The sequence below is a fragment of the Streptomyces sp. NBC_00080 genome (assembly GCF_045041255.1).
GTDB lineage: Bacteria > Actinomycetota > Actinomycetes > Streptomycetales > Streptomycetaceae > Streptomyces > Streptomyces coriariae.
In genome coordinates, this window is record NZ_CP108235.1 from 2,954,521 (window position 1) to 2,973,614 (window position 19,094).

Annotated in this window: 13 protein-coding genes; 2 read left to right on the plus strand and 11 right to left on the minus strand. The window is 72.2% G+C overall.

What is annotated here, in order from left to right:
* The first annotated feature begins 52 nt into the window (after nt 1–52).
* Complete coding sequence (locus tag OHU34_RS12890) at nt 53–2,188, plus strand: tetratricopeptide repeat protein (RefSeq protein ID WP_405766373.1); 2,136 nt, start codon at nt 53–55, stop codon at nt 2,186–2,188.
* 22 nt (nt 2,189–2,210) lie between these two features.
* Here OHU34_RS12890 and OHU34_RS12895 read toward each other — a convergent pair whose 3' ends face one another.
* Together OHU34_RS12895 and OHU34_RS12900 are read right to left on the minus strand one after the other, a co-directional pair.
* Nucleotides 2,211–3,578, minus strand: a complete 1,368-nt coding sequence (locus OHU34_RS12895; protein WP_142266298.1) for a hypothetical protein — start codon at nt 3,576–3,578, stop codon at nt 2,211–2,213.
* A gap of 61 nt (nt 3,579–3,639) precedes the next feature.
* Nucleotides 3,640–6,672, minus strand: coding sequence for a glycoside hydrolase family 3 protein (locus OHU34_RS12900; protein ID WP_405766375.1), 3,033 nt, complete (start codon nt 6,670–6,672; stop codon nt 3,640–3,642).
* A gap of 237 nt (nt 6,673–6,909) precedes the next feature.
* Here OHU34_RS12900 and OHU34_RS12905 point away from each other — a divergent pair, with 237 nt between their 5' ends.
* Nucleotides 6,910–8,772: a ricin-type beta-trefoil lectin domain protein gene (locus tag OHU34_RS12905; protein WP_405766377.1), complete on the plus strand. Its 1,863-nt coding sequence runs from the start codon at nt 6,910–6,912 to the stop codon at nt 8,770–8,772.
* Nucleotides 8,773–9,021: 249 nt separating this feature from the next.
* On the opposite strand, the gene cimA is transcribed toward OHU34_RS12905, so the two are convergent.
* The 9 genes from cimA to OHU34_RS12950 form a co-directional block, all read right to left on the minus strand.
* Nucleotides 9,022–10,626: a citramalate synthase gene (gene cimA / locus OHU34_RS12910; RefSeq protein WP_054239782.1), complete on the minus strand. Its 1,605-nt coding sequence runs from the start codon at nt 10,624–10,626 to the stop codon at nt 9,022–9,024.
* Between the two features lie 307 nt (nt 10,627–10,933).
* Complete coding sequence (locus OHU34_RS12915) at nt 10,934–11,548, minus strand: TetR/AcrR family transcriptional regulator (RefSeq protein WP_142266294.1); 615 nt, start codon at nt 11,546–11,548, stop codon at nt 10,934–10,936.
* A 31-nt stretch (nt 11,549–11,579) separates the two neighbouring features.
* Nucleotides 11,580–12,617, minus strand: coding sequence for an agmatine/peptidylarginine deiminase (locus OHU34_RS12920; RefSeq protein WP_405766379.1), 1,038 nt, complete (start codon nt 12,615–12,617; stop codon nt 11,580–11,582).
* Nucleotides 12,618–12,626: 9 nt separating this feature from the next.
* Nucleotides 12,627–14,300 carry an urease subunit alpha gene (locus OHU34_RS12925; RefSeq protein ID WP_142266292.1) on the minus strand — a complete coding sequence of 558 codons (1,674 nt, stop codon included), beginning with the start codon at nt 14,298–14,300 and terminating at the stop codon, nt 12,627–12,629.
* On the minus strand, nt 14,297–14,992 hold the full coding sequence (gene ureA / locus OHU34_RS12930; protein ID WP_142266291.1) for an urease subunit gamma: 696 nt from the start codon (nt 14,990–14,992) through the stop codon (nt 14,297–14,299). Before ureA ends, OHU34_RS12925 begins: the two co-directional genes overlap by 4 nt.
* Nucleotides 14,993–15,176: 184 nt before the next feature.
* A complete protein-coding gene (locus tag OHU34_RS12935) occupies nt 15,177–16,265 on the minus strand; it encodes a branched-chain amino acid aminotransferase (RefSeq protein WP_230194569.1) in 1,089 nt (362 codons plus the stop codon).
* 249 nt (nt 16,266–16,514) lie between these two features.
* Entirely contained in the window at nt 16,515–17,558 is a 1,044-nt protein-coding gene (locus OHU34_RS12940; protein WP_020131441.1) for a 3-isopropylmalate dehydrogenase, read from the minus strand.
* Between the two features lie 196 nt (nt 17,559–17,754).
* Complete coding sequence (locus tag OHU34_RS12945) at nt 17,755–17,886, minus strand: hypothetical protein (protein ID WP_099935881.1); 132 nt, start codon at nt 17,884–17,886, stop codon at nt 17,755–17,757.
* 220 nt (nt 17,887–18,106) lie between these two features.
* Nucleotides 18,107–19,015, minus strand: a complete 909-nt coding sequence (locus OHU34_RS12950; protein ID WP_405766383.1) for a LysR family transcriptional regulator — start codon at nt 19,013–19,015, stop codon at nt 18,107–18,109.
* Nucleotides 19,016–19,094 lie beyond the last annotated feature (79 nt).

Genomic DNA, 19,094 nt, shown 5'->3' on the forward strand with positions numbered 1-19,094 from the left:
CGGGTGCGGTACCGTCCTGAACCGTCAAGTCGCGCCACGGACACGGGGGTCGATGCAGCGCGTGCTGAGCGGTGATCACGTCGGGTTCAGCGGGGGGACCTACTACGGCCCCGTCACCGGCATGGCGGAACACCACCACCATGGCCCCGCCCCCACGGCGACCGCCGCGCTGCCCGTCCGGCCGGCCGCCTTCACCGGGCGCGACGCCGCCGTCGAGCAGCTGCTGACCGCGCTCGGACCCGGTACCGGGCCGGACGGCGAACCGGTACTGATCTCCGCCGTCGCCGGTCTGGGCGGCATCGGCAAAACGGCCCTCGCGGTGCACACGGCCCATGCCGCCCGCGAGCGGGGCTGGTTCCCGGGCGGCGCGCTCTTCGTCGATCTGCGCGGATACGACAGCGCACGGACGACCGCGGACCAGGCCGTGCTGTCGCTGCTCCGGGCCCTCGGCGTACGGGACGCGGACGTGCCCGCCACACCCGCGGACCAGTACGCGCTGTACCGTTCGCAGCTCGCCGGACGGGAGCCGGTGCTCGTCGTCCTCGACAACGTCTCCGACCCGGCCCAGGTCGAACCCCTCCTGCCGGGCGAGGGCCGGCACCGCGTCCTGCTGACCTCGCGCGACACCCTGGACTGGCTGCCCACGCGGCTGGTCCGGCTGGACGAGCTGGCACCCGACGCGGCCGTCGCCCTGGTGGAGCGGCTGCTGCGGAACACCGACCCGGACGACGACCGGGCCGCCCGCGAGCCCGACGCCCTGCGTGAGCTCTGCGCGCTCTGCGGCCATCTGCCGCTCGCCCTGCTGGTCACGACGGCCCAGCTGCGCCGCCGCCGGCGCCGTCCCGTGTCGGCGCTGGTCGAGGAGTTGCGGGAGGCCCAGGACCTGCTGGGCACCCTCAGTCACGGCACCGGCGGCGCACGCGATCTGCGCTCGGTGTTCGACGTCAGCTGTGCCCGGCTGGGCCCGGACCAGCGCCGGCTGTTCCGGCTGCTGGGGCAGGCGCCGGTGAACGACGTGAGCACCCGGACCGCCGCCGTGCTGACCGACCTCACCGAGTCCGCCGTACTGAGACTGCTGGAGGACCTGGACTCCGCCTCACTCGTCACACCGTCCGCGGACGGCACCCGATGGCGGATGCACGATCTGGTGCGGGCCCATGCCCTCGGCATCGGCCGGGGCGACCTCCCGACGGAACGGGACAACGACGTCGCGCGCGCCCGGTTGCTCGCCCACTACGCCCGCCACGCCCGAGCCGCCGACGTGCAATGGCGCGCGAGCCGGTCCGCGCTGCCCGACGGGGATCTGTTCGACGGCCGCGAGGCGGCGCTGGCCTGGCTGGACGCCGAGCGGGCGGGGCTCGTGGGCGCCACCGCCTGGACGGACCGGCCCGGGTGCGCGGAGCATGTCGTGGCGGTGGGCCTGAGCCTGTCCGGCTACCTCCAGCAGCGCCGGTACCTCGGCGACGCGGCGGCGGTGACACGGGCCGCCCGGGAGGCCGCCGTACGGTGCGGGGACCGGATGCACGAGGGATCGGCCCTGACCCACCACGCCAACGCGCTGATGAAGCTGGACCGACGTGCCGAGGCGATCGTCGCGTCCCAGCAGGCAGTCGCGATCTACACGGAGCTGCGCGTCCCGCACGGCGTGGCCACCGCCTCGTGCGCCGTCGGCAACGCCCTGTACGACCTGCGCCGGTTCGGCGAGGCGCTCACCGCCTTCACCGGCGCCCGGCGCGTCTTCGCGGAACTCGGCGACCAGGACGGCGTCGCGAACACCTGGAACGGCGAGGGCCTGGTGCTGGCGGCGCTCGGCCGCCACCGCGATGCCAAGAAGGCCTTTCTCCAGGCCCGTTCGATCTACGCCGACCAGGGCAACCCCCTGTGGGAGGGCATCACCTGGCACAATCTCGCGACCGCGCTGGGAGACCTGGGCCAGGTCGGCGCCGCGCTGACCGCCTTCCGGCGGGCCGTCGCCCTGCTCGTCGAGGTGGACGACTGGTACCGCGTCGCGGAGACACACCTGAACGTCGCCACGCTCGTGGCCGCCGTCGGGCGGGACGGCGACGCCGCGGTCGCGTGGACGGCTGCCGCCGGCGCCTACGACCGCGCGGGCGCACCGGACGCCGCCGCCGCCTGCCGCCGCAGGGCAGCCGACACGACCGGTCGGCACGACGACACGCGCGGCTGAACCGGCGGCACCGGAGCCGGCTTCAGAACCCGCCTCCGAAGTCGCCCCCGCCGCCTCCGCCGAAGTCCCCTCCCCCGCCGCCCCCGAAGCCGCCGAAGTCGCCGGGGTCGAAGTCGGCGCCGGAGACGTCGCCTCCGTCATACCCCCCGCCGAAGTCGCCGTAGCCGCTGCCGTAGTCGGAGGCGTAGGACGGGCCGGCCATGATGCCGCCGAGCATCGTGCCGACGAGGAGGCCGGGCAGGATGCCGCCGCCGAAGTAGCCACCCGCCCAGGGGCCGTAGGCGGGGCCCGCCTCCCAGTACGGGCGGCGGCCGTAGTCGCTGTCGACCTCGCGGATCACCGGGTCGCGGCCGTCGGCCAGACGGGTCGCGTCCGCGGCGCAGACCGGGACCTCGCGGGTGGCACCGCCGGGCGGCGTCCAGCCGGCGTCGGCGACCGAGGGGCCGTGACGGGGGTCGAAGAAGCACGGCGGCCGGCGTTCGGGCAGCGGCTGTCCGGCACGGCGGGCGGCCAGTTGTGCGAGGGAGAAGCGGCCGTCCTCCAGCGCCTGGGTGGCGGGGCGGACGTCCTCGGGTCTGGTCGCCGCCGCCATGAACGACTTCGCCTGCTCGTAGGCGTCCAGGGCGCGTTCGTAGTCGGCGCGCATGGGGTCGTCGGCGCCCGGCTCCGAGGGGCTGAAGTCCAGTCGGTCGAGTTCCTCGCCGAAGGCCGTGATGTCCTCGTCCACGACGACCCGCAGCCGGTCGAGGGCGGCCCGCTGGTCCGCCGCGTGCCGCCGACGGTTGCGCCGCACCAGGGTGTAGGCGCCCGCCCCGCCCGCGACCAGCACCACGCCCGCCGTGATCAGCGCGGTGGAGGAGATCCCGTCACCGCCGCCCGAGGAGCTCCAGCTCTCGGGTGCCGAGCCGCCCATGTTCGTCAGGGCACGGTCGGTGAAGTCGGTCAGCTGGGTCTTGGCGTCGTCCTCGCCCTGCACACTGGCCACCAGGTTGCGGACGGCCGTGCGGGACAGGACCGAGGAGTCGGCGCGGGCGTCGAAGCGGTCACCGAGACGGATCGCGTACAGGCCGGTCACGCCGGTGGCGGTGCGCAGGTCCGTGAAGAGGTCCGCCGTGGGGTAGTCGGCGGGCAGGACGGCGATGAACAGGGGCTTGTCGGCGCCCTCGATCTGCTGCTGGAGGGCGTGCGCCTCCGCCTGGGACAGCTGGGCGCCCGCCTCCGGATCGACATAGACCGCGCCCTCGCGCAGGGACGCGGCGATCACCGAGACGCTCGTGGCCGCGGAGGCGCGCGGAGCGCCCGCCGTCAGGACCGCCAGAGCGGTCAGGACGGCGAGCGCCAGTGCGATCAGCGATCCGGCAACGCTTCGGGCCGATAGAGCGACCTTCATACTTCGAAGCTACCCGAAAGCCATCGAAAGCGGTCTTTTCGTGCAATCGCGAACGCGGTGGCTAGGCCGCGGCCCGGTACGCCGCCGTCAGCTGCTCCACCGCCTTTCCGTACCGACCGGTCAGCAGCAGGTGGTCCGCGTCGGCGAAGGGCTTCGCGACCGCCGCCGTCACGGCTTGGCCCACCTTCTGCTGGACGAGGAGCCGGGCCTGCCTGACCAGCGCCCGTCCCACCTCGTCGGCGCCGGCCCGCTCGGCCACCGCGGCCGCGGCCCTCAGCCCCTTCAGGGCCGTCACGCCGCCCTGCGGCACTCGGCTCAGCGTCGTCAGACCCCAGCCGTAGGGGAACTGCGGGTCGTACACCGCGTCGCCGACGTTGACCGGCAGCTGGGCCTGGGTCTTCGGCCAGGTCACCGGAAGCTGTCCGGTGAAGGGCCGCCTGCCGTACAGGACGTCGGCCACACCGTCGCCCTCGGTGCCCGGCAGCCAGGAGGCGACCAGCGCGTCGATGTCGCCGAGCCGGTCGCCGATCAGCTGGGGCCGCCCGGACACGATCAGCACCGCGCACCTCATCGCGGCGCACACCTTGTCCACGGCCGCCCGGTCGGCGGCCGTCAGCTCCAGGTCGTTGCCGTTGCCGACGTCGCCCACGCCCTCGGCGTACGGGGTCTCGCCGACGACCACGACACCGACGTCGTACCCGTCCGTCGACGCCGAGGCGTCCTGGGAGTAGGTGACGTCGCCGCCGGCCTTCCGCATCCCGTCCAGGATCGTCGTGCCCTGCGTGATGTCGCCGGAGGCGCCCTGCCAGGTGATGGTCCAGCCGCCGGTCTGGTTGCCGATGTCGTCGGCGTTGGAGCCGGCGACGTACACCTTCTGGTTCTTCTTCAGCGGCAGGACCCCACCGGAGTTCTTCAGCAGCACCTGCGACTCGGCGGCCGCCTGGCGCGCGACGGCCCGGTGCCCGGCGGAGCCGATGGCGGACGCGCCGTCGGTGTCGGCGTACGGCTTCTCGAAGAGGCCCAGCCTGAACTTCTGCGTGAGGATGCGCGACACGGCGTCGTCGATCCGCCGCTCGCCGATGCGGCCGGCCCCGACCTCGTCGAGCAGTGTGGCGTGGAAGTCCTTGTACGCGTACGGGACCATGATCATGTCGAGGCCCGCGTTGACCGACGCACGGACGTCGGAGGCGTAGTCGCCCGGGAGTTGGTCGATGGCCGCCCAGTCGCTGATGACGAACCCGTCGAAGCCCATACGGTCCTTCAGTACGCCGTTCAGCAGGTCGGCGCGGGCGTGCATCTTCACCGGCCCCTGGCCGTCGCCCGCGATGTCGAGCGAGGAGTAGGACGGCATGACGGTGCCGACCCCGCGGTCGACGGCCGTGCGGAAGGGCGCCAGGTGCACGGCCTCCAGCTCCTGCCGGGTGACCGAGGTGACGCCCTGGTCGACGGTGTACGTGCCGGTCGTGGACGAGCCGTACGCGGTGCCGCCGTCCCCGACGAAGTGCTTGGCGGTGGCGAGGACCTTGTCGTCGTCCTTCAGATCCGCGCCGCTCGCCCGGCCCTGGAGCCCCTGGATCACCGTCTCCATGGCCTGGACCAGCGCCGGGTCCTCGCCGTACGCCTCGTAGGAGCGGCCCCAGCGTTCGTCGCGGGTGACGCACAGGCAGGGGGCGAAGTCCCAGGGGATCCCGGTGGCCCGGACCTCGGCGGCGGTCACCGCGCCGGTCCGCTCGGCGAGCCCGGGGTCCCTGGTCGCCCCGATGCCGATGTTGTGCGGCATGACGGTCGCGCCGGCCAGGTTGTTGTGGCCGTGCACCGCGTCGACGCCGTAGATCAGCGGGATCTGGTAGCGGGTGGCCTGCGCCCGGAGCTGGAAGGCGTCGATCATCTTCGCCCACGCCTCGGGGGTGTTGGGCGTCGGAGTCGAGCCGCCGCCGGAGAGCAGTGAGCCGAGGTCGTACGCGGCGATGTCACCGGGAGCGGTGATCGCGCCGCGCTCCGCCTGGGTCATCTGGCCGGCCTTCTCCGCGAGGCTCATCCGCGACAGGAGATCGGCGACCCGCCTCTTCACCGGCAACTTGGCGTTCAGATAAGGCAGTCCGTGCGCGTCGACCACCACCTGCGGGTGCTCGGACGGCGGTTTGGCGCCGGTGACGGTCAGCCGGAGCGGGACGGTCTCGGCGGACTCGGCCTTCCTGTCCTCGATCGTGCGGACGGCGACCGTGCGGGTGGTGCCGGAGGGGGTGCCCGCCGGGAAGGTGACGGTGCCGGTGACCGGAGTGTAGTCCTTGCCGGGCTCGGCGGTGCCGGTCGCGGCGGTCTCGTAGGCGACGGTGACGGGGTCGGCGAGGGGGGCGGCGCCGGTGGTGGCGACGGTGAGCCGGACGGCGGCCGCTCGGCCCTCCTGGACCGGGTACACGGCCGCGTCGGTGGTGACGGCGGCGCGCAGTGACTGGTCCGCCCGGCCGTACAGCTCCACGCCGTCCATGGCGAAGTCGCCCTTGACGCCGACCGGGAGGGTGAGGGCGTATCCCCAGGTCTCGGTGAGGCCGAGGATCTGGTCGATGCCGCCGACGGGCTGGTAGTCCGTGCGATAGGTGAAGTCGGTGAAGGGGATCTCGACCTGTTTCCAGCCGGTCCAGTCGTCGGTGAAGGAGGTCGTCCAGAGCTCGGACGCCTCTCCGTTCGCCCCGCCGTCCTTGATCTCGAAGGCGATCTTCTTGCCGTTGTCCCGGCCCTCCCACCAGAACCGGATGCCCCGGTGGGCGGACCAGTCGTGGGCGGGCTCGGCGAAGGCGAAGTCGTGGGTGAAGCCGCCGTAGCCGCTGATGTCGTAGCTGCCGGTGAGGACCTTGTCGCCCTCGGGGGCGTCCGCACGGGACGTCAGCCCGAGGGCGGGCGGGTCGTCGGCGTCGCCGCCCCAGGTGAAGAGGCCCTCGGCGGGCGGGTTCGCGAAGGGGATCTCACCCTCGAAGCGGTCGACCGGGACGGGTGCGGGGCCGGGGTCGTCGGCGCCGGACGCGCCGGCGGCGGTGGTCATCGGGAGCAGTGCGGCCAGCAGGGTGGCGGAGGCGAGCAGGGCGGTTCTTCGCATGCAACGTCCCTCTACTCTCGTGGTCCACTCATGACTTAGATCACGCCGTGAGTTAACTGGTGGGCCGTTGCGCCGTCAAGACTTCACACCGGAACTGGTACGGCCGCAACACCCGTCCGGATCAGGGACGTTGTTCGTTCGACAGATGAACGCGCAACCCCTTGACGCGCCCTGGAAGCCGTCATTTACTCACGCCTCGCACGCCCCCATCCCCCACCTTCGAAAGGGCGGCGCTCCATGAGGAGATCCACTCGCGTCCTCCGGCTGCTCCTCGCCGGTCTGCTCACCTCCGCCGGGATCACCGCGGCGGTCGCGCCCGCGCACGCGGCCGGCGAGCAGGTCACGGCCTGGCTCACCACCACGGACGACGCCGGCGGGCGGCACGTGGTCCGCGGTCTGCAGGCCCAGCCCGCCTTCGCCTTCCAAGCGGGCAGCGGCGGCGGCGAGAACATCACCGTCGACGAGAACACCGGGTACCAGACCTTCACCGGCGGCGGCGCGTCCTTCACCGACACCGCGGCCTGGCTGATGAACGGCAGCGGGGCGCTGTCCGCGGCGACCCGGGAGGCGACCCTGCGCAAGCTGTTCTCCCCGACCGAGGGCATCGGGCTGTCGTTCCTGCGCAATCCGATGGGCGGCTCGGACCTCGCCCGCTTCGGCTACACCTACGACGACGTCCCGGCCGGCCAGACGGACGCCGATCTGTCGGAGTTCTCGATCGCACACGACCTGGCGGACGTGGTGCCGCTGACCCGGCGGGCCCGGGAACTGAACCCGGCGCTGACGGTGATGGCGTCGCCGTGGACGGCGCCCGCCTGGATGAAGGACAGCGGACAGCTCAACGGCGGCTGGCTGAAGGCGGAGAACTACGGGGCGTACGCGTCGTACTTCGTGAAGTACCTCCAGGCGTACCGGGACCAGGGCATACCGGTGGCGTACGTGACGGCGCAGAACGAGCCGACGTGCTGCTCCGGCTACCCGTCGATGAGCTGGAACGCCTCGGGGCTGGCGTACTTCACGAAGAGCGAGCTGCTGCCGAAGCTGGCTGCGGCGGGGCTGTCGACGAAGGTGCTGGCGCACGACTGGAACTGGGACACCTACGACGCGTACGCGGCGCAGACGGTGGACGACGCGGCGGTCCGCTCGCACCCGAACTTCGGCGGGATCGCCTGGCACGGCTACGGCGGGGACGTGACGAAGCAGACGTCGGTGCACAACCAGTACCCGCAGCTGGACGCCTTCGCCACCGAGCACTCCGGCGGAACGTGGATCGCCGACCAGCAGCGCGAGGACATGCTCGACATCGTGAACTACACCCGCAACTGGGCGAAGTCGGTGACGAAGTGGTCGCTGGCCGTGGACCAGAACCGGGGACCGCACAACGGCGGCTGCGGGACGTGCGACGGGCTGGTCACCGTGCACAACGGGGACGGGGCGAGCGGGACCGTCGACTACACGATCGAGTACTACACGATGGGGCACCTGACGAAGTTCGTCCGGCCGGGCGCGCAGCGGATCGCGTCGACGGCGTCGTCGTCCGTGCCGAACGTGGCATGGCGCAACCCCGACGGCTCCAAGGCGCTGATCGCCTTCAACGACGCCTCGACCGCGAAGACGGTGACGATCAACTGGGGCGCGCAGCACGCGACGTACTCGCTGCCGGGGAACACGTCGGCGACCTTCACCTGGTCGGGGACGCAGTCGGGTGACGCGAGCCGGTCGGGGTCGTTCGCCGGGCTCGCGGGCAAGTGCCTGGACGTGGCGGGTGGCGCGACGGCGAACGGCACGGCCGTGCAGCTCTACGACTGCAACGGGTCGGCCGCCCAGCGCTGGACCGTCCAGCCGGACGGCTCGCTCCAGGCGCTCGGCAAGTGCCTCGACGTCGTCGGGGGTTCGACGGCCGACGGCGCGAAGACCCAGCTGTACGACTGCAACGGGACCGGCGCACAGCGGTGGTCGTACAACGCCACCACCGGCGATGTCGTGAACACGGCGGCGAACAAGTGCCTCGACGTCACGGACAACTCGTCGGCGAACGGGGCACGGGGCCAGATCTGGTCCTGCACGGGGGCGGCCAACCAGAAGTGGCAACTGCGGTAGCCCCCCCCCGGGGGGAGGCCGGTGAGCTGTGCCGGGGGCCGGTGAGCCGTGCCGGGCCGCGGTGGCGGCGGACCCGGAGAGGTTCCAGCGCCCTCCCGGCCTGCCCGGCCGGCTGTGCTCACCCGGTTCTCTCACCCGGCTGTTCTCACCCGGCCCCGGCCGCCCGGGAACCCGACCGAAGCCGGGCCGGCGGCCGGGCCGGGCCTCGGCGAGTCCGTGGGCTCGCCGAGGACTCCTGCCCGGCGGCGCCTACTCGGCGGGCTCCACCTTGGCCCGCAGCAGTCCGTAGGTGTAGGCGTCCTCCAGGGCCTGCCAGGAGGCGGCGATCACGTTCTCCGCGACACCCACCGTGGACCACTCGCCCGTGCCGTCCGTCGTGGAGATCAGGACGCGGGTGGTGGACTGGGTGCCGTGGACGCCCTCCAGGATGCGGACCTTGTAGTCGACCAGGTCGAGCTTGGCCAGCTGGGGGTAGATCTTCTCCAGCGCCACCCGCAGGGAGCGGTCCAGGGCGTTGACCGGGCCGTTGCCCTCGGCCGTCGCGACGATGCGCTCGCCCTTGGCCCACAGCTTGACCGTGGCCTCGTTCGCGTGGGTGCCGTCGGGGCGGTCCTCGACGATGGCCCGCCAGGACTCGACCTCGAAGTACTTCAGCGGCCGGCCCTCGACCTCGGCCCGCAGGAGCAGCTCGAAGGAGGCGTCCGCCGCCTCGTAGGTGTAGCCCTTGAGCTCGCGTTCCTTGACCCGCTCCACGACCCGGCCGACCAGTTCGCGGTCGCCGCCCAGGTCGACACCGAGCTCCTTGCCCTTGAGCTCGACCGACGCCCGTCCGGCCATGTCCGACACCAGCATCCGCATGGTGTTGCCGACCTGCTCGGGGTCGATGTGCTGGTAGAGGTCCGGGTCGACCTTGATCGCCGAGGCGTGCAGGCCGGCCTTGTGGGCGAAGGCCGAGACTCCCACGTACGGCTGGTGCGTGGACGGCGTCAGGTTGACGACCTCGGCGATCGCGTGCGAGATGCGGGTCATCTCGCGCAGTTTGCCCTCGGGCAGCACCTTCTTGCCGTACTTCAGCTCCAGGGCCGCGACCACCGGGAACAGGTTCGCGTTGCCGACCCGCTCGCCGTAGCCGTTCGCGGTGCACTGGACGTGCGTCGCGCCCGCGTCCACCGCGGCCAGGGTGTTCGCCACCGCGCAGCCGGTGTCGTCCTGGGTGTGGATGCCGAGCCGGGCGCCGGTGTCGGCGAGGACCGTGGAGACGACCGCCTGGATCTGCGCCGGGAGCATGCCGCCGTTGGTGTCGCAGAGGATGACCACGTCCGCGCCGGCCTCGGCGGCGGCCCGGACGACCGCCTTCGCGTACTCCGGGTTGGCGCGGTAGCCGTCGAAGAAGTGCTCGCAGTCGACGAAGACCCGACGGCCCTGCTCCTTCAGGAACGACACCGTGTCGCTCACCATCGCCAGGTTCTCGTCCAGCGTCGTGCGCAGAGCCAGCTCGACGTGTCGGTCGTGGGACTTGGCGACCAGCGTGATCACCCCGGCACCCGACTCCAGCAGCGCCCTGACCTGCGGGTCCTCGGCGGCCTTCGCGCCCGCCCGGCGGGTGGCGCCGAAGGCGACCAGCTGGGCGTGCTTGAAGTCGATCTCCTCCTGGGCGCGGGCGAAGAACTCGGTGTCCCGTGGGTTGGCGCCCGGCCAGCCGCCCTCGATGAAGCCCACGCCGAAGTCGTCCAGGTGCCGGGCGATGGCCAGCTTGTCGGCGACGGTGAGGTTGATGCCCTCACGCTGCGCGCCGTCGCGCAGGGTGGTGTCGAAGACGTGGAACGAGTCGTCGAGTTCGCTGGTTGCGGTCATGGTCTGAAGGCTCCTGTGTTGGATCTCGGTCGTTACCGGAATGACCGGCTCCACCATCCCCCCATGCTCCCTCGCGCTCTCGCTCCCGGCTGTAGGTGGGCCAGAAAAGCGAAAAACCCCTCGCGGGTGCGAGAGGTCTGCGCGCGGGTCGAGGACGACGATGGCCGCTCGTACCTGGTCGTACGGAGCGGTCACTGCGGACCGGCGCGCCTGCTGCCAATAATCGTGGCGAACGAGAGCACGGCGGCAGTCTGGCACAGTCCGTCCGTTTGCTCACCGGGTGTCTCAGGATGCGAGCAGCGCGTTCTCATACATCCGCGAGCAGGCTCTCGGCCAGGAACTCGCGGACGTGCCCGAGGACCTGTTCCCGGCCCGTGCCCCGCAGTCCGACGGCGACATGGATGGAGAAGCCGTCGAGGAGGGCGCGCAGCCGGGCCGCGAACCGGTCGGGGTCCACGCGCCGGAACTCGCCCCGCGACACCCCTTCCGCCAGCAGGGCGACCAGATCACGGTGCCAGGCGCCCTCGATGGCCGCCTGGCGGTCCCGGGAGTCCGCGTCGACGGCGGCGTTCTGCGAGCGGTTCCACACCTCCAGCCAGAGCGTCCAGTGCGGATCGCGGTGGCCGTCGGGGACGTACAGGTCGACATAGGCGTCGAGGCGCTCGCGGGCGGGGGCGGCGCGGGCCAGCAGCCGGGCGCGCTCTGCGCCGAGCCGGCCCTCGCTCCACTCCAGGGTGCGCAGCAGGAGCTCGTCCTTGGAGTGGAAGTAGTAGAGGAGATGGCCGCTGCTCATCCCGACCTCGCGGCCGAGCCCCGCCATGGTGAGCGTCTCCAGACCGCGCTCGGCGATCATCTCCATGGCGGCGGCCAGGACGTCCTCGCGGGGCGGCGCGTTCCTGCGTGCCCGTGCCGCTCCGGCCATTCCCGGCTCCCGTTCGTCTCGTCCCCGGATCTCAGACCCTCGGCTGCTGCTGGGTGATGCAGTGGATGCCACCGCCGCCGGAGAAGATCGTACGGGCGTCCACCAGGGTGACCGTGCGCTGCGGGAACAGGCGGCGGAAGACGCCCGCCGCGAGTTCGTCGCGCGGGTCGTCGAAGCCGCAGAGCACGACGCCGCCGTTGCAGAGGTAGTGGTTGATGTACGAGTAGTCGGCCCAGTGGCCGTCGGCCTCCAGGGCGGTCGGGGCGGCGACCTCGACGACCTCCAGACGGCGGCCCCGCGCGTCGGTCTGCGCCTTCAGCAGCCCGACGACCTCCTTCGTCACCTCGTGGTCGGGGTGGGCCGGGTCGGGCTGGTGGTGGGCGACGACGACCCCCGGGCGGGCGAAGGCGGCGACGATGTCGACGTGGCCGAGGGTGCCGAAGCCGTGGGGAGGGTAGTCGCCGGTGAGTCCGCGGGGCAGCCAGATCGCCTTGCGGGTGCCGAGCATGGCGTGGATCTCCGCCTCGACCTCGTCCCGCGTCCACCCCGGATTGCGCTCCGGGCCGAGCTGGACCGTCTCCGTCAGCAGGACCGTGCCCTCGCCGTCCACATGGATGGCGCCGCCCTCGTTGACCAGCTTCGAGGCGTACGTCCGTGCGCCCGCGAGGTCCGAGACGTACGCGGCGATCTTCGCGTCGTGCTCCCAACGGGCCCAGCCCTGGGCGCCCCAGCCGTTGAAGGTCCAGTCGACGGCGGCGAGTCGTCCGTCCGCGCCGGTCAGGAAGGTGGGGCCGATGTCCCGCATCCAGGCGTCGTCGAGCTCACGCTCGACCGTGTCGACGCTTGGGCCCAGGAGAGCGCGGGCGTGCGCCGACTGTCCGGGGCCGCACACCACCGTCACCGGCTCGAAGCGGTGGACCGCGCGGGCGACCGAGGCCCAGGCGGCCCGGGACGCGGCCAGGTCGTCGGGGTCGTCGAAGGTGGGGTTGGGGCCCGGCCACGCCATCCAGGTGCGCTCGTGCGGGGCCCACTCGGGGGGCATGCGGAAGCCGTCGGCGGCAGCAGACATCAGCGGTCCTCAGAGGAAGTACAGGCGGTTGAGGGAGACGGACTCGGCCGGCTCGGAGCGCAGCGGCTCGCCGTCGAGGGTGACCAGGCCGGTGCGCTGGTCGACGTCGACCGCTCCGGTACGCGAGTTGCGGAGCAGGTCGGCGGGGCCGATGCCGCGGGTGCCGCGGACGGCGACCCTGCGGCGGCGGGTCGGCATCGAGTCGCCGCCCTGGTCGAGGGCGGCCCGGGCGACGAAGGCGACCGAGATGTCGGCGGGCGTGGCCCCGTACGCCCCGAACTGCGGTCCGAGGACCAGGGGTTCGCAGGTGTCGGTGGCCGCGTTCGGGTCGCCGACCACTCCGTACGCGGGGAAGCCCGACTTGAGCACGAGCTGCGGCTTGGCGCCGAAGTACTCGGGACGCCACAGCACGATGTCGGCGAGCTTGCCGACCTCCAGGGAGCCGATCTCGTGCGCGAGGCCGTGGGCGATGGCCGGGTTGACGGTCAGCTTGGCGATGTAGCGCAGGACGCGCTCGTTGTCGTGGTCGCCGTCCGGGGCTCCGAACTCGGCCTTCATCTTCCCGGCCATGGCGAAGGTACGGCGGACCGTCTCACCCGCCCGGCCCATGCCCTGGGCGTCGGACGAGGTGATGCCGATCGCGCCCAGGTCGTGCAGGACGTCCTCGGCGCCCATGGTGCCGGCCCGGATCCGGTCGCGGGCCATGGCGGCGTCGCCGGGCAGGTCGGTCTTCAGGTCGTGGACGGAGACGATCATGCCGTAGTGCTCGGCGACGGCGTCCCGGCCGAAGGGGAGGGTGGGGTTGGTGGAGGAGCCGATGACGTTCGCGACGCCCGCCATCTTCAGCACGTTCGGGACGTGCCCGCCGCCGCAGCCCTCGATGTGGAAGGCGTGGACGGTCCGGCCCTCCAGCACCCTCAGGGTGTCCTCGACCGACAGGCACTCGTTCAACCCGTCGCTGTGCAGGGCGACCTGTACGTCGTGTTCCTCGGCGACCCGCAACGCCGTGTCCAGCGCCCGGGTGTGGGCGCCCATGTCCTCGTGCACCTTGAAGCCCGAGGCGCCGCCTTCGGCGAGAGCCTCCACCAGGGGCGCGGCGGACGACGACGAACCACGGCCGAGGAAGCCGATGTTGACCGGCCAGGCGTCGAACGCGTTGAACGCGTGCCGCAGCGCCCAGGGCGAGTTGACGCCGACGCCCCACACGGGCCCGAACTCCTGCCCGATGATTGTGGTCACCCCGGAGGCCAGCGAGGCCTCCATGATCCGCGGCGACAGCAGATGGACGTGGGTGTCGACGGCGCCCGCCGTGGCGATCAGCCCCTCGCCGGACACGATGGACGTGCCCGTGCCGACGACGACGTCGACCCCGTCGAGGGTGTCGGGGTTCCCGGCCCGCCCGATCGCGTGGATCCGGCCCTCCCGGATGCCGATCGACACCTTGCGGATCCCCTGCACCGCGTCGATCACGACGACGTTGCTGATCACGACGTCACAGGTCTCGCGGACGGCGGCGGCCTTGAGGTGCAGCCCGTCCCGGGCGGTCTTGCCGAAGCCGGCCAGGAACTCGTCGCCGTGCCGCTGGGCATCGGACTCGACGCGGATGACCAGCCCCGAGTCGCCGAGGCGGACGCGGTCGCCGGCCCGGGGGCCGTGGGTGGCGGCGTACTCGTACGGGTTCATCGGGCCCCTCCCGCGGTCGCTCCCAGATATCCGCACGCGGCGGCCCGGCGCAGGGCCTCGTCCTTCGCCCCCGGCGCGTCGAGCGCCCCGTCGACCAGGCCGGCGAAGCCGATCGCGACCCGGTCGCCGCCGATCGGTACGAGCCCGACCTCGCTGCTCTCCCCCGGCCCGAAGCGCACGGAGGACCCTGCGGGGACGGCGAGCCGCATGCCGTAGGCCTTCTCCCGGACGAAGTCGAGCCGCGGGTTGGCCTCGAAGAAGTGGAAGTGGGAGGTGACGGAGACGGGCACGGTCGCCGTGTTCGTGACCGCCAGCCGTACGGCCGCCTCGGGCTCGGCGTGCTCGGGCCCCGGCAGCAGGGCCCCCGGGGCCCGGTCCCCGAGCGTGCCCCCGCCGATCGGATCGCCGACGACCGCGAGCCGCGAGCCGTCGTCGAACACGGCCTCGACATGCACCTCGGTGACGACGTCCGCGACGCCCGGCAGCACGTCGTCCGGGCCGAGGACCGACCGGGCGCGTTCGATCGCCTCGGCGAGCCGGGCGCCGTCACGGGCGGCCTCGCACACCATGTCCGCGATGAGCGCGGTCGCCTCGGGGACGTTCAGCCTGAGCCCGCGGGCCCTTCTCGCCCGGGCCAGCTCCGCCGCGCCGAAGAGCAGAAGGCGGTCCCGTTCGGTGGGGGTGAGTCGCACGTTGCTCTCCCTTTCTTTGAACAGCACTCTAAACCTTCTGCCTGGATGATCAGAAGGCATGACCGGTAACTTTTGAGCACTGCTCAAAAAGGGGCGGACCCCGAGAACGCCGCAGGGCCACCCCGGACGGGGTGGCCCTGACGGGATGGCCCTGACGGAGTGGCCCTGACGGGGAAAGGGGCGGCTAGCCCAGCTCGTGCATCCAGCCGTGCTTGTCCTCGGCCGTGCCGCGCTGGATGTCCAGCAGGGCCTGGCGGAGCCTGAGGGTGACCTCGCCGGGCTCGCCGCCCGACTGCTGCCACTCGCCGGCGGTGCGCTTGACCGTACCGACCGGGGTGATCACGGCGGCGGTGCCGCAGGCGAAGACCTCCTTGAGCGCGCCGCTCTCGGAGTCGCGCTGCCACTGCTCGACCGAGACCCGGCCCTCCTCGGCCTCGTAGCCGAGGTCGCGGGCGACGGTGAGGAGGCTGTCACGGGTGACGCCCTCCAGGATGGAGCCCGTGAGCGACGGCGTGATGATCTTGTCGCCGTACACGAAGTACAGGTTCATGCCGCCAAGCTCCTCGACCCACTTGCGCTCGACCGCGTCGAGGTAGCAGACCTGGGCGCAGCCCTGGGCGGCGGCTTCGGCCTGGGCGAGCAGGGACGCGGCGTAGTTGCCGCCCGTCTTGGCGTCGCCCATGCCACCGGGGACGGCACGCACGTGCTCCTCGGAGACCCAGATGGAGACGGGCTTGACGCCGCCCGGGAAGTAGGCGCCGGCCGGTGAGGCGATGACCAGGAACAGGTACTCGTTGGCCGGCTTCACACCCAGGCCGACCTCGGTCGCGATCATGAAGGGCCGCAGGTAGAGGGACTCCTCACCGCCGTGCGCGGGCACCCAGTCCTTGTCCTGGCCGACGAGCGCGTCGCACGCCTCGATGAACGTCTCGACCGGCAGCTCGGGCATGGCCAGGCGGCGGGCCGAGCGCTGGAAGCGCTTGGCGTTCTGGTCCGGGCGGAAGGTGGCGACCGACCCGTCGGGACGGCGGTACGCCTTCAGGCCCTCGAAGATCTCCTGCGCGTAGTGCAGGACGTTGGTGGCAGGGTCGAGGGGGATCGGCGCGTACGGAACGAGCTGACCGTCGTGCCAGCCGCGGCCCTCGGTCCACTTGATCGTCACCATGTGGTCGGTGAAGTGGCGGCCGAACCCGGGGTTCGCCAGGATCGCCTGCCGCTCGGAGGCGGAGGTGGGACTGGCGGAGGGCTTGAGCTCGATCGTGGGCGTCGTCATGAGTGGTTGTCCTTCACCGGTTGTAGTGACGGGGCCGCGCTCACGCCCGTACGGCCAGTGGCCGGTGCTGGGACGTCCGAGCATTCCCTCATACCGCGGCTCCACGTTCGATTATCGCAAGCGGCGGACGAGGGCCAAAACGGCGTGAATGAGACCCAGGGTTGATGGTGGCACCCGGCGGGGGACATGCGGAAGCCGCCGGGTGCGGATGCGACCCGGCGGCTTCGAGAGGTTTCGCGCAGCGCGGGGTCAGCCGGCTACTCGTACGGCGAGCGCGTCACCGATCTCGGAGGTGCTGCGCGCGGGCAGCGAGCCGCGCTCCTCCAGGTCGACGGAGACGGCCTCCTCGATGCGGACCGCCTCGGCGTCGTAGCCGAGGTGGCGCAGCAGCAGGGCGACGGACAGCACCGTGGCGGTGGGGTCGGCCTTGCCCTGACCGGCGATGTCCGGGGCCGAGCCGTGCACCGGCTCGAACATGGACGGGAACTCGCCGGACGGGTTGATGTTCCCGCTCGCGGCGACGCCGATACCGCCGGAGACGGCCGCGGCGAGGTCGGTGATGATGTCGCCGAAGAGGTTGTCGGTGACGATGACGTCGAAGCGCGCGGGGTCCGTGACGAGGTAGATCGTCGCGGCGTCCACGTGGATGTAGTCCGTCGTGACGTCGGGGAACTCCTCGGCCACCTGGTTGAAGACGTTCGTCCAGAGGTGACCGGCGAAGGCCAGCACGTTGTTCTTGTGGACCAGCGTGAGCTTCTTGCGGGGGCGGGCCTGGGCACGGGCGAAGGCGTCCCGGACCACGCGCTCGACACCGAAGGCCGTGTTCACGGAGACCTCGGTGGCGACCTCGTGCGGGGTGCCCTTGCGGATCGTGCCGCCGTTGCCGGTGTACGGACCCTCGGTGCCCTCGCGGACCACGATGAAGTCGATCTCGGGCTGGCCGGCCAGCGGGGTGGCGACACCCGGGAGGAGCTTCGACGGACGCAGGTTGACGTGGTGGTCGAAGAGGAAGCGCAGCTTGAGCAGGAAACCCCGCTCCAGGACGCCGGAGGGGACGCTCGGGTCGCCGATCGCGCCGAGCAGGATGGCGTCGTGCCGCTTGAGCGCCTCGGCGTCCGCGTCGGTGAGGGTCTCACCGGTGGCGTGGTAGCGCCGGGCGCCGAAGTCGTACTCCTCGGTCTCCAGCTTCACATCCTGCGGGAGGACGGCGGAGAGGACCTTGAGACCTTCGGCCACGACCTCCTGGCCGATGCCGTCACCGGGAATCACTGCGAGATTGAGGCTGCGAGACATACGGGAACCGTACTCCTCGTCCCAGGGGATGACATGGACCGTCCGCCATACGGACAGAGGAGTCGCGGCGCGCACCGGAGGGCGCGAACCTGCGACGTCGCGCGGGGTCGAGGTGCGACGCGGGTCCCGAAGTCCCGTTCGGGGCCCGCGCCGCACCCCGTGCGGGTGCGGCTCCCGGGCTGCGGGGCGGCTCGGCTCAGTGGCCGGTCTCGCCGCCGTTGTCACGGCGGTCGAGGGCGCGCTGGAGCGCCGCGGCGGCGTTCTTCCGGTCGGACTCGCTCGTACGGGAGATGTGGCGGACTCGGCGGCGGACGGTCGTCTCGGCCATGAGAAATCGACTCCTTCGAATTCCAGGGAGTGCGGAAGGGGGTTTCGAGACGCCGGATGGGGCGGGGAGCGGGCCGCAGGGGTTGCCTGCGCGGGGCCCGGCTCACGACCGCCATTCGCTTGGTCGAGCGAGACGTTCGGCTCCTACAAAGCTAAGGGAGGAGCACGCGCCTGTCTCTACAATTACTCGGACTTCCTACTATCTGAGACGGCCCCGCGGGTCACCCCTTGCCGACCTGCGGTTTCGCCGACGACCTCAACTCCCGGACGAGCGCCCGGACGGCCGCGGTCGCGGCCAGCTCCGGGGTCGTGACATAGCCGACCTGACGGGTGGGCCGCTCCGGGCCGAGGTCGGTGACCTCCGTCCCGAGGGGCGTCCGGGTGAGGGAGAGCGCGGGCATGATCGCCATCCCCAGACCGCTGCTCACCATCGACAGCACCGCCCCGTCGTCCTCGGCGCGGACGGTCGCCGCGGGGATCCAGTCCTGCGCGGCCCACCACGCGCGCGTGTAGGACGAGCAGTTCTCCGTCCAGTCGACGAGCGGGAGGGAGCGCGGGTCGGCGTGCCCCGCCGGGTGCACCAGCGCGTACGGCTCCTCCAGCAGCACGTCCCCCACCAGCTCCGGCGGGATCAGCGCGCTGGTGCCGAAGGTGACGATCCCGAGGTCGGCCCGCCCCTCGGCCACCGCGCCGGCCGTCCCCGGACCCACCTCCCGTACGACGGTCACGCTCGCCTCGATCCCCGGATGCCGCGCGGCCAGCCGCTCCAGGACGGGCGGCAGCAGATACAGGGCCGCGCTGCGGAAGGCCGCGATGCGCAACGGTCCTTCGACCCGGCCCGTTCCGGCACCCGCCGCCCCGACCCCCCGTGTCTCGGCGACCAGGGTCTGGAGCATCCGCAGCACGCGTCGGGCGTGAGCGACCGCGCGGGCGCCGGCCGGGGTGGGCCGGGCGCCGAACCGGCCGCGCTCGAACAGCACGACCCCCACCTTGCCCTCGATCCCGCGCACTGCGTGCGAGACGGCCGACTGGGTGGTCCCGAGCCGGGCGGCGGCGGCCGAGAAGCCTCCCTCGTCCGCGACGGCCACCAGCGTCCGCAACTCCTGCGGCGCGAGATCGACTGCGCTCACGCGAGGCTCCCACCTGCTGCCATGAGGGCGACTCATGGATCGGCCCGTTCCATGAACGCAACCCGCTGCCCGCCGCCCG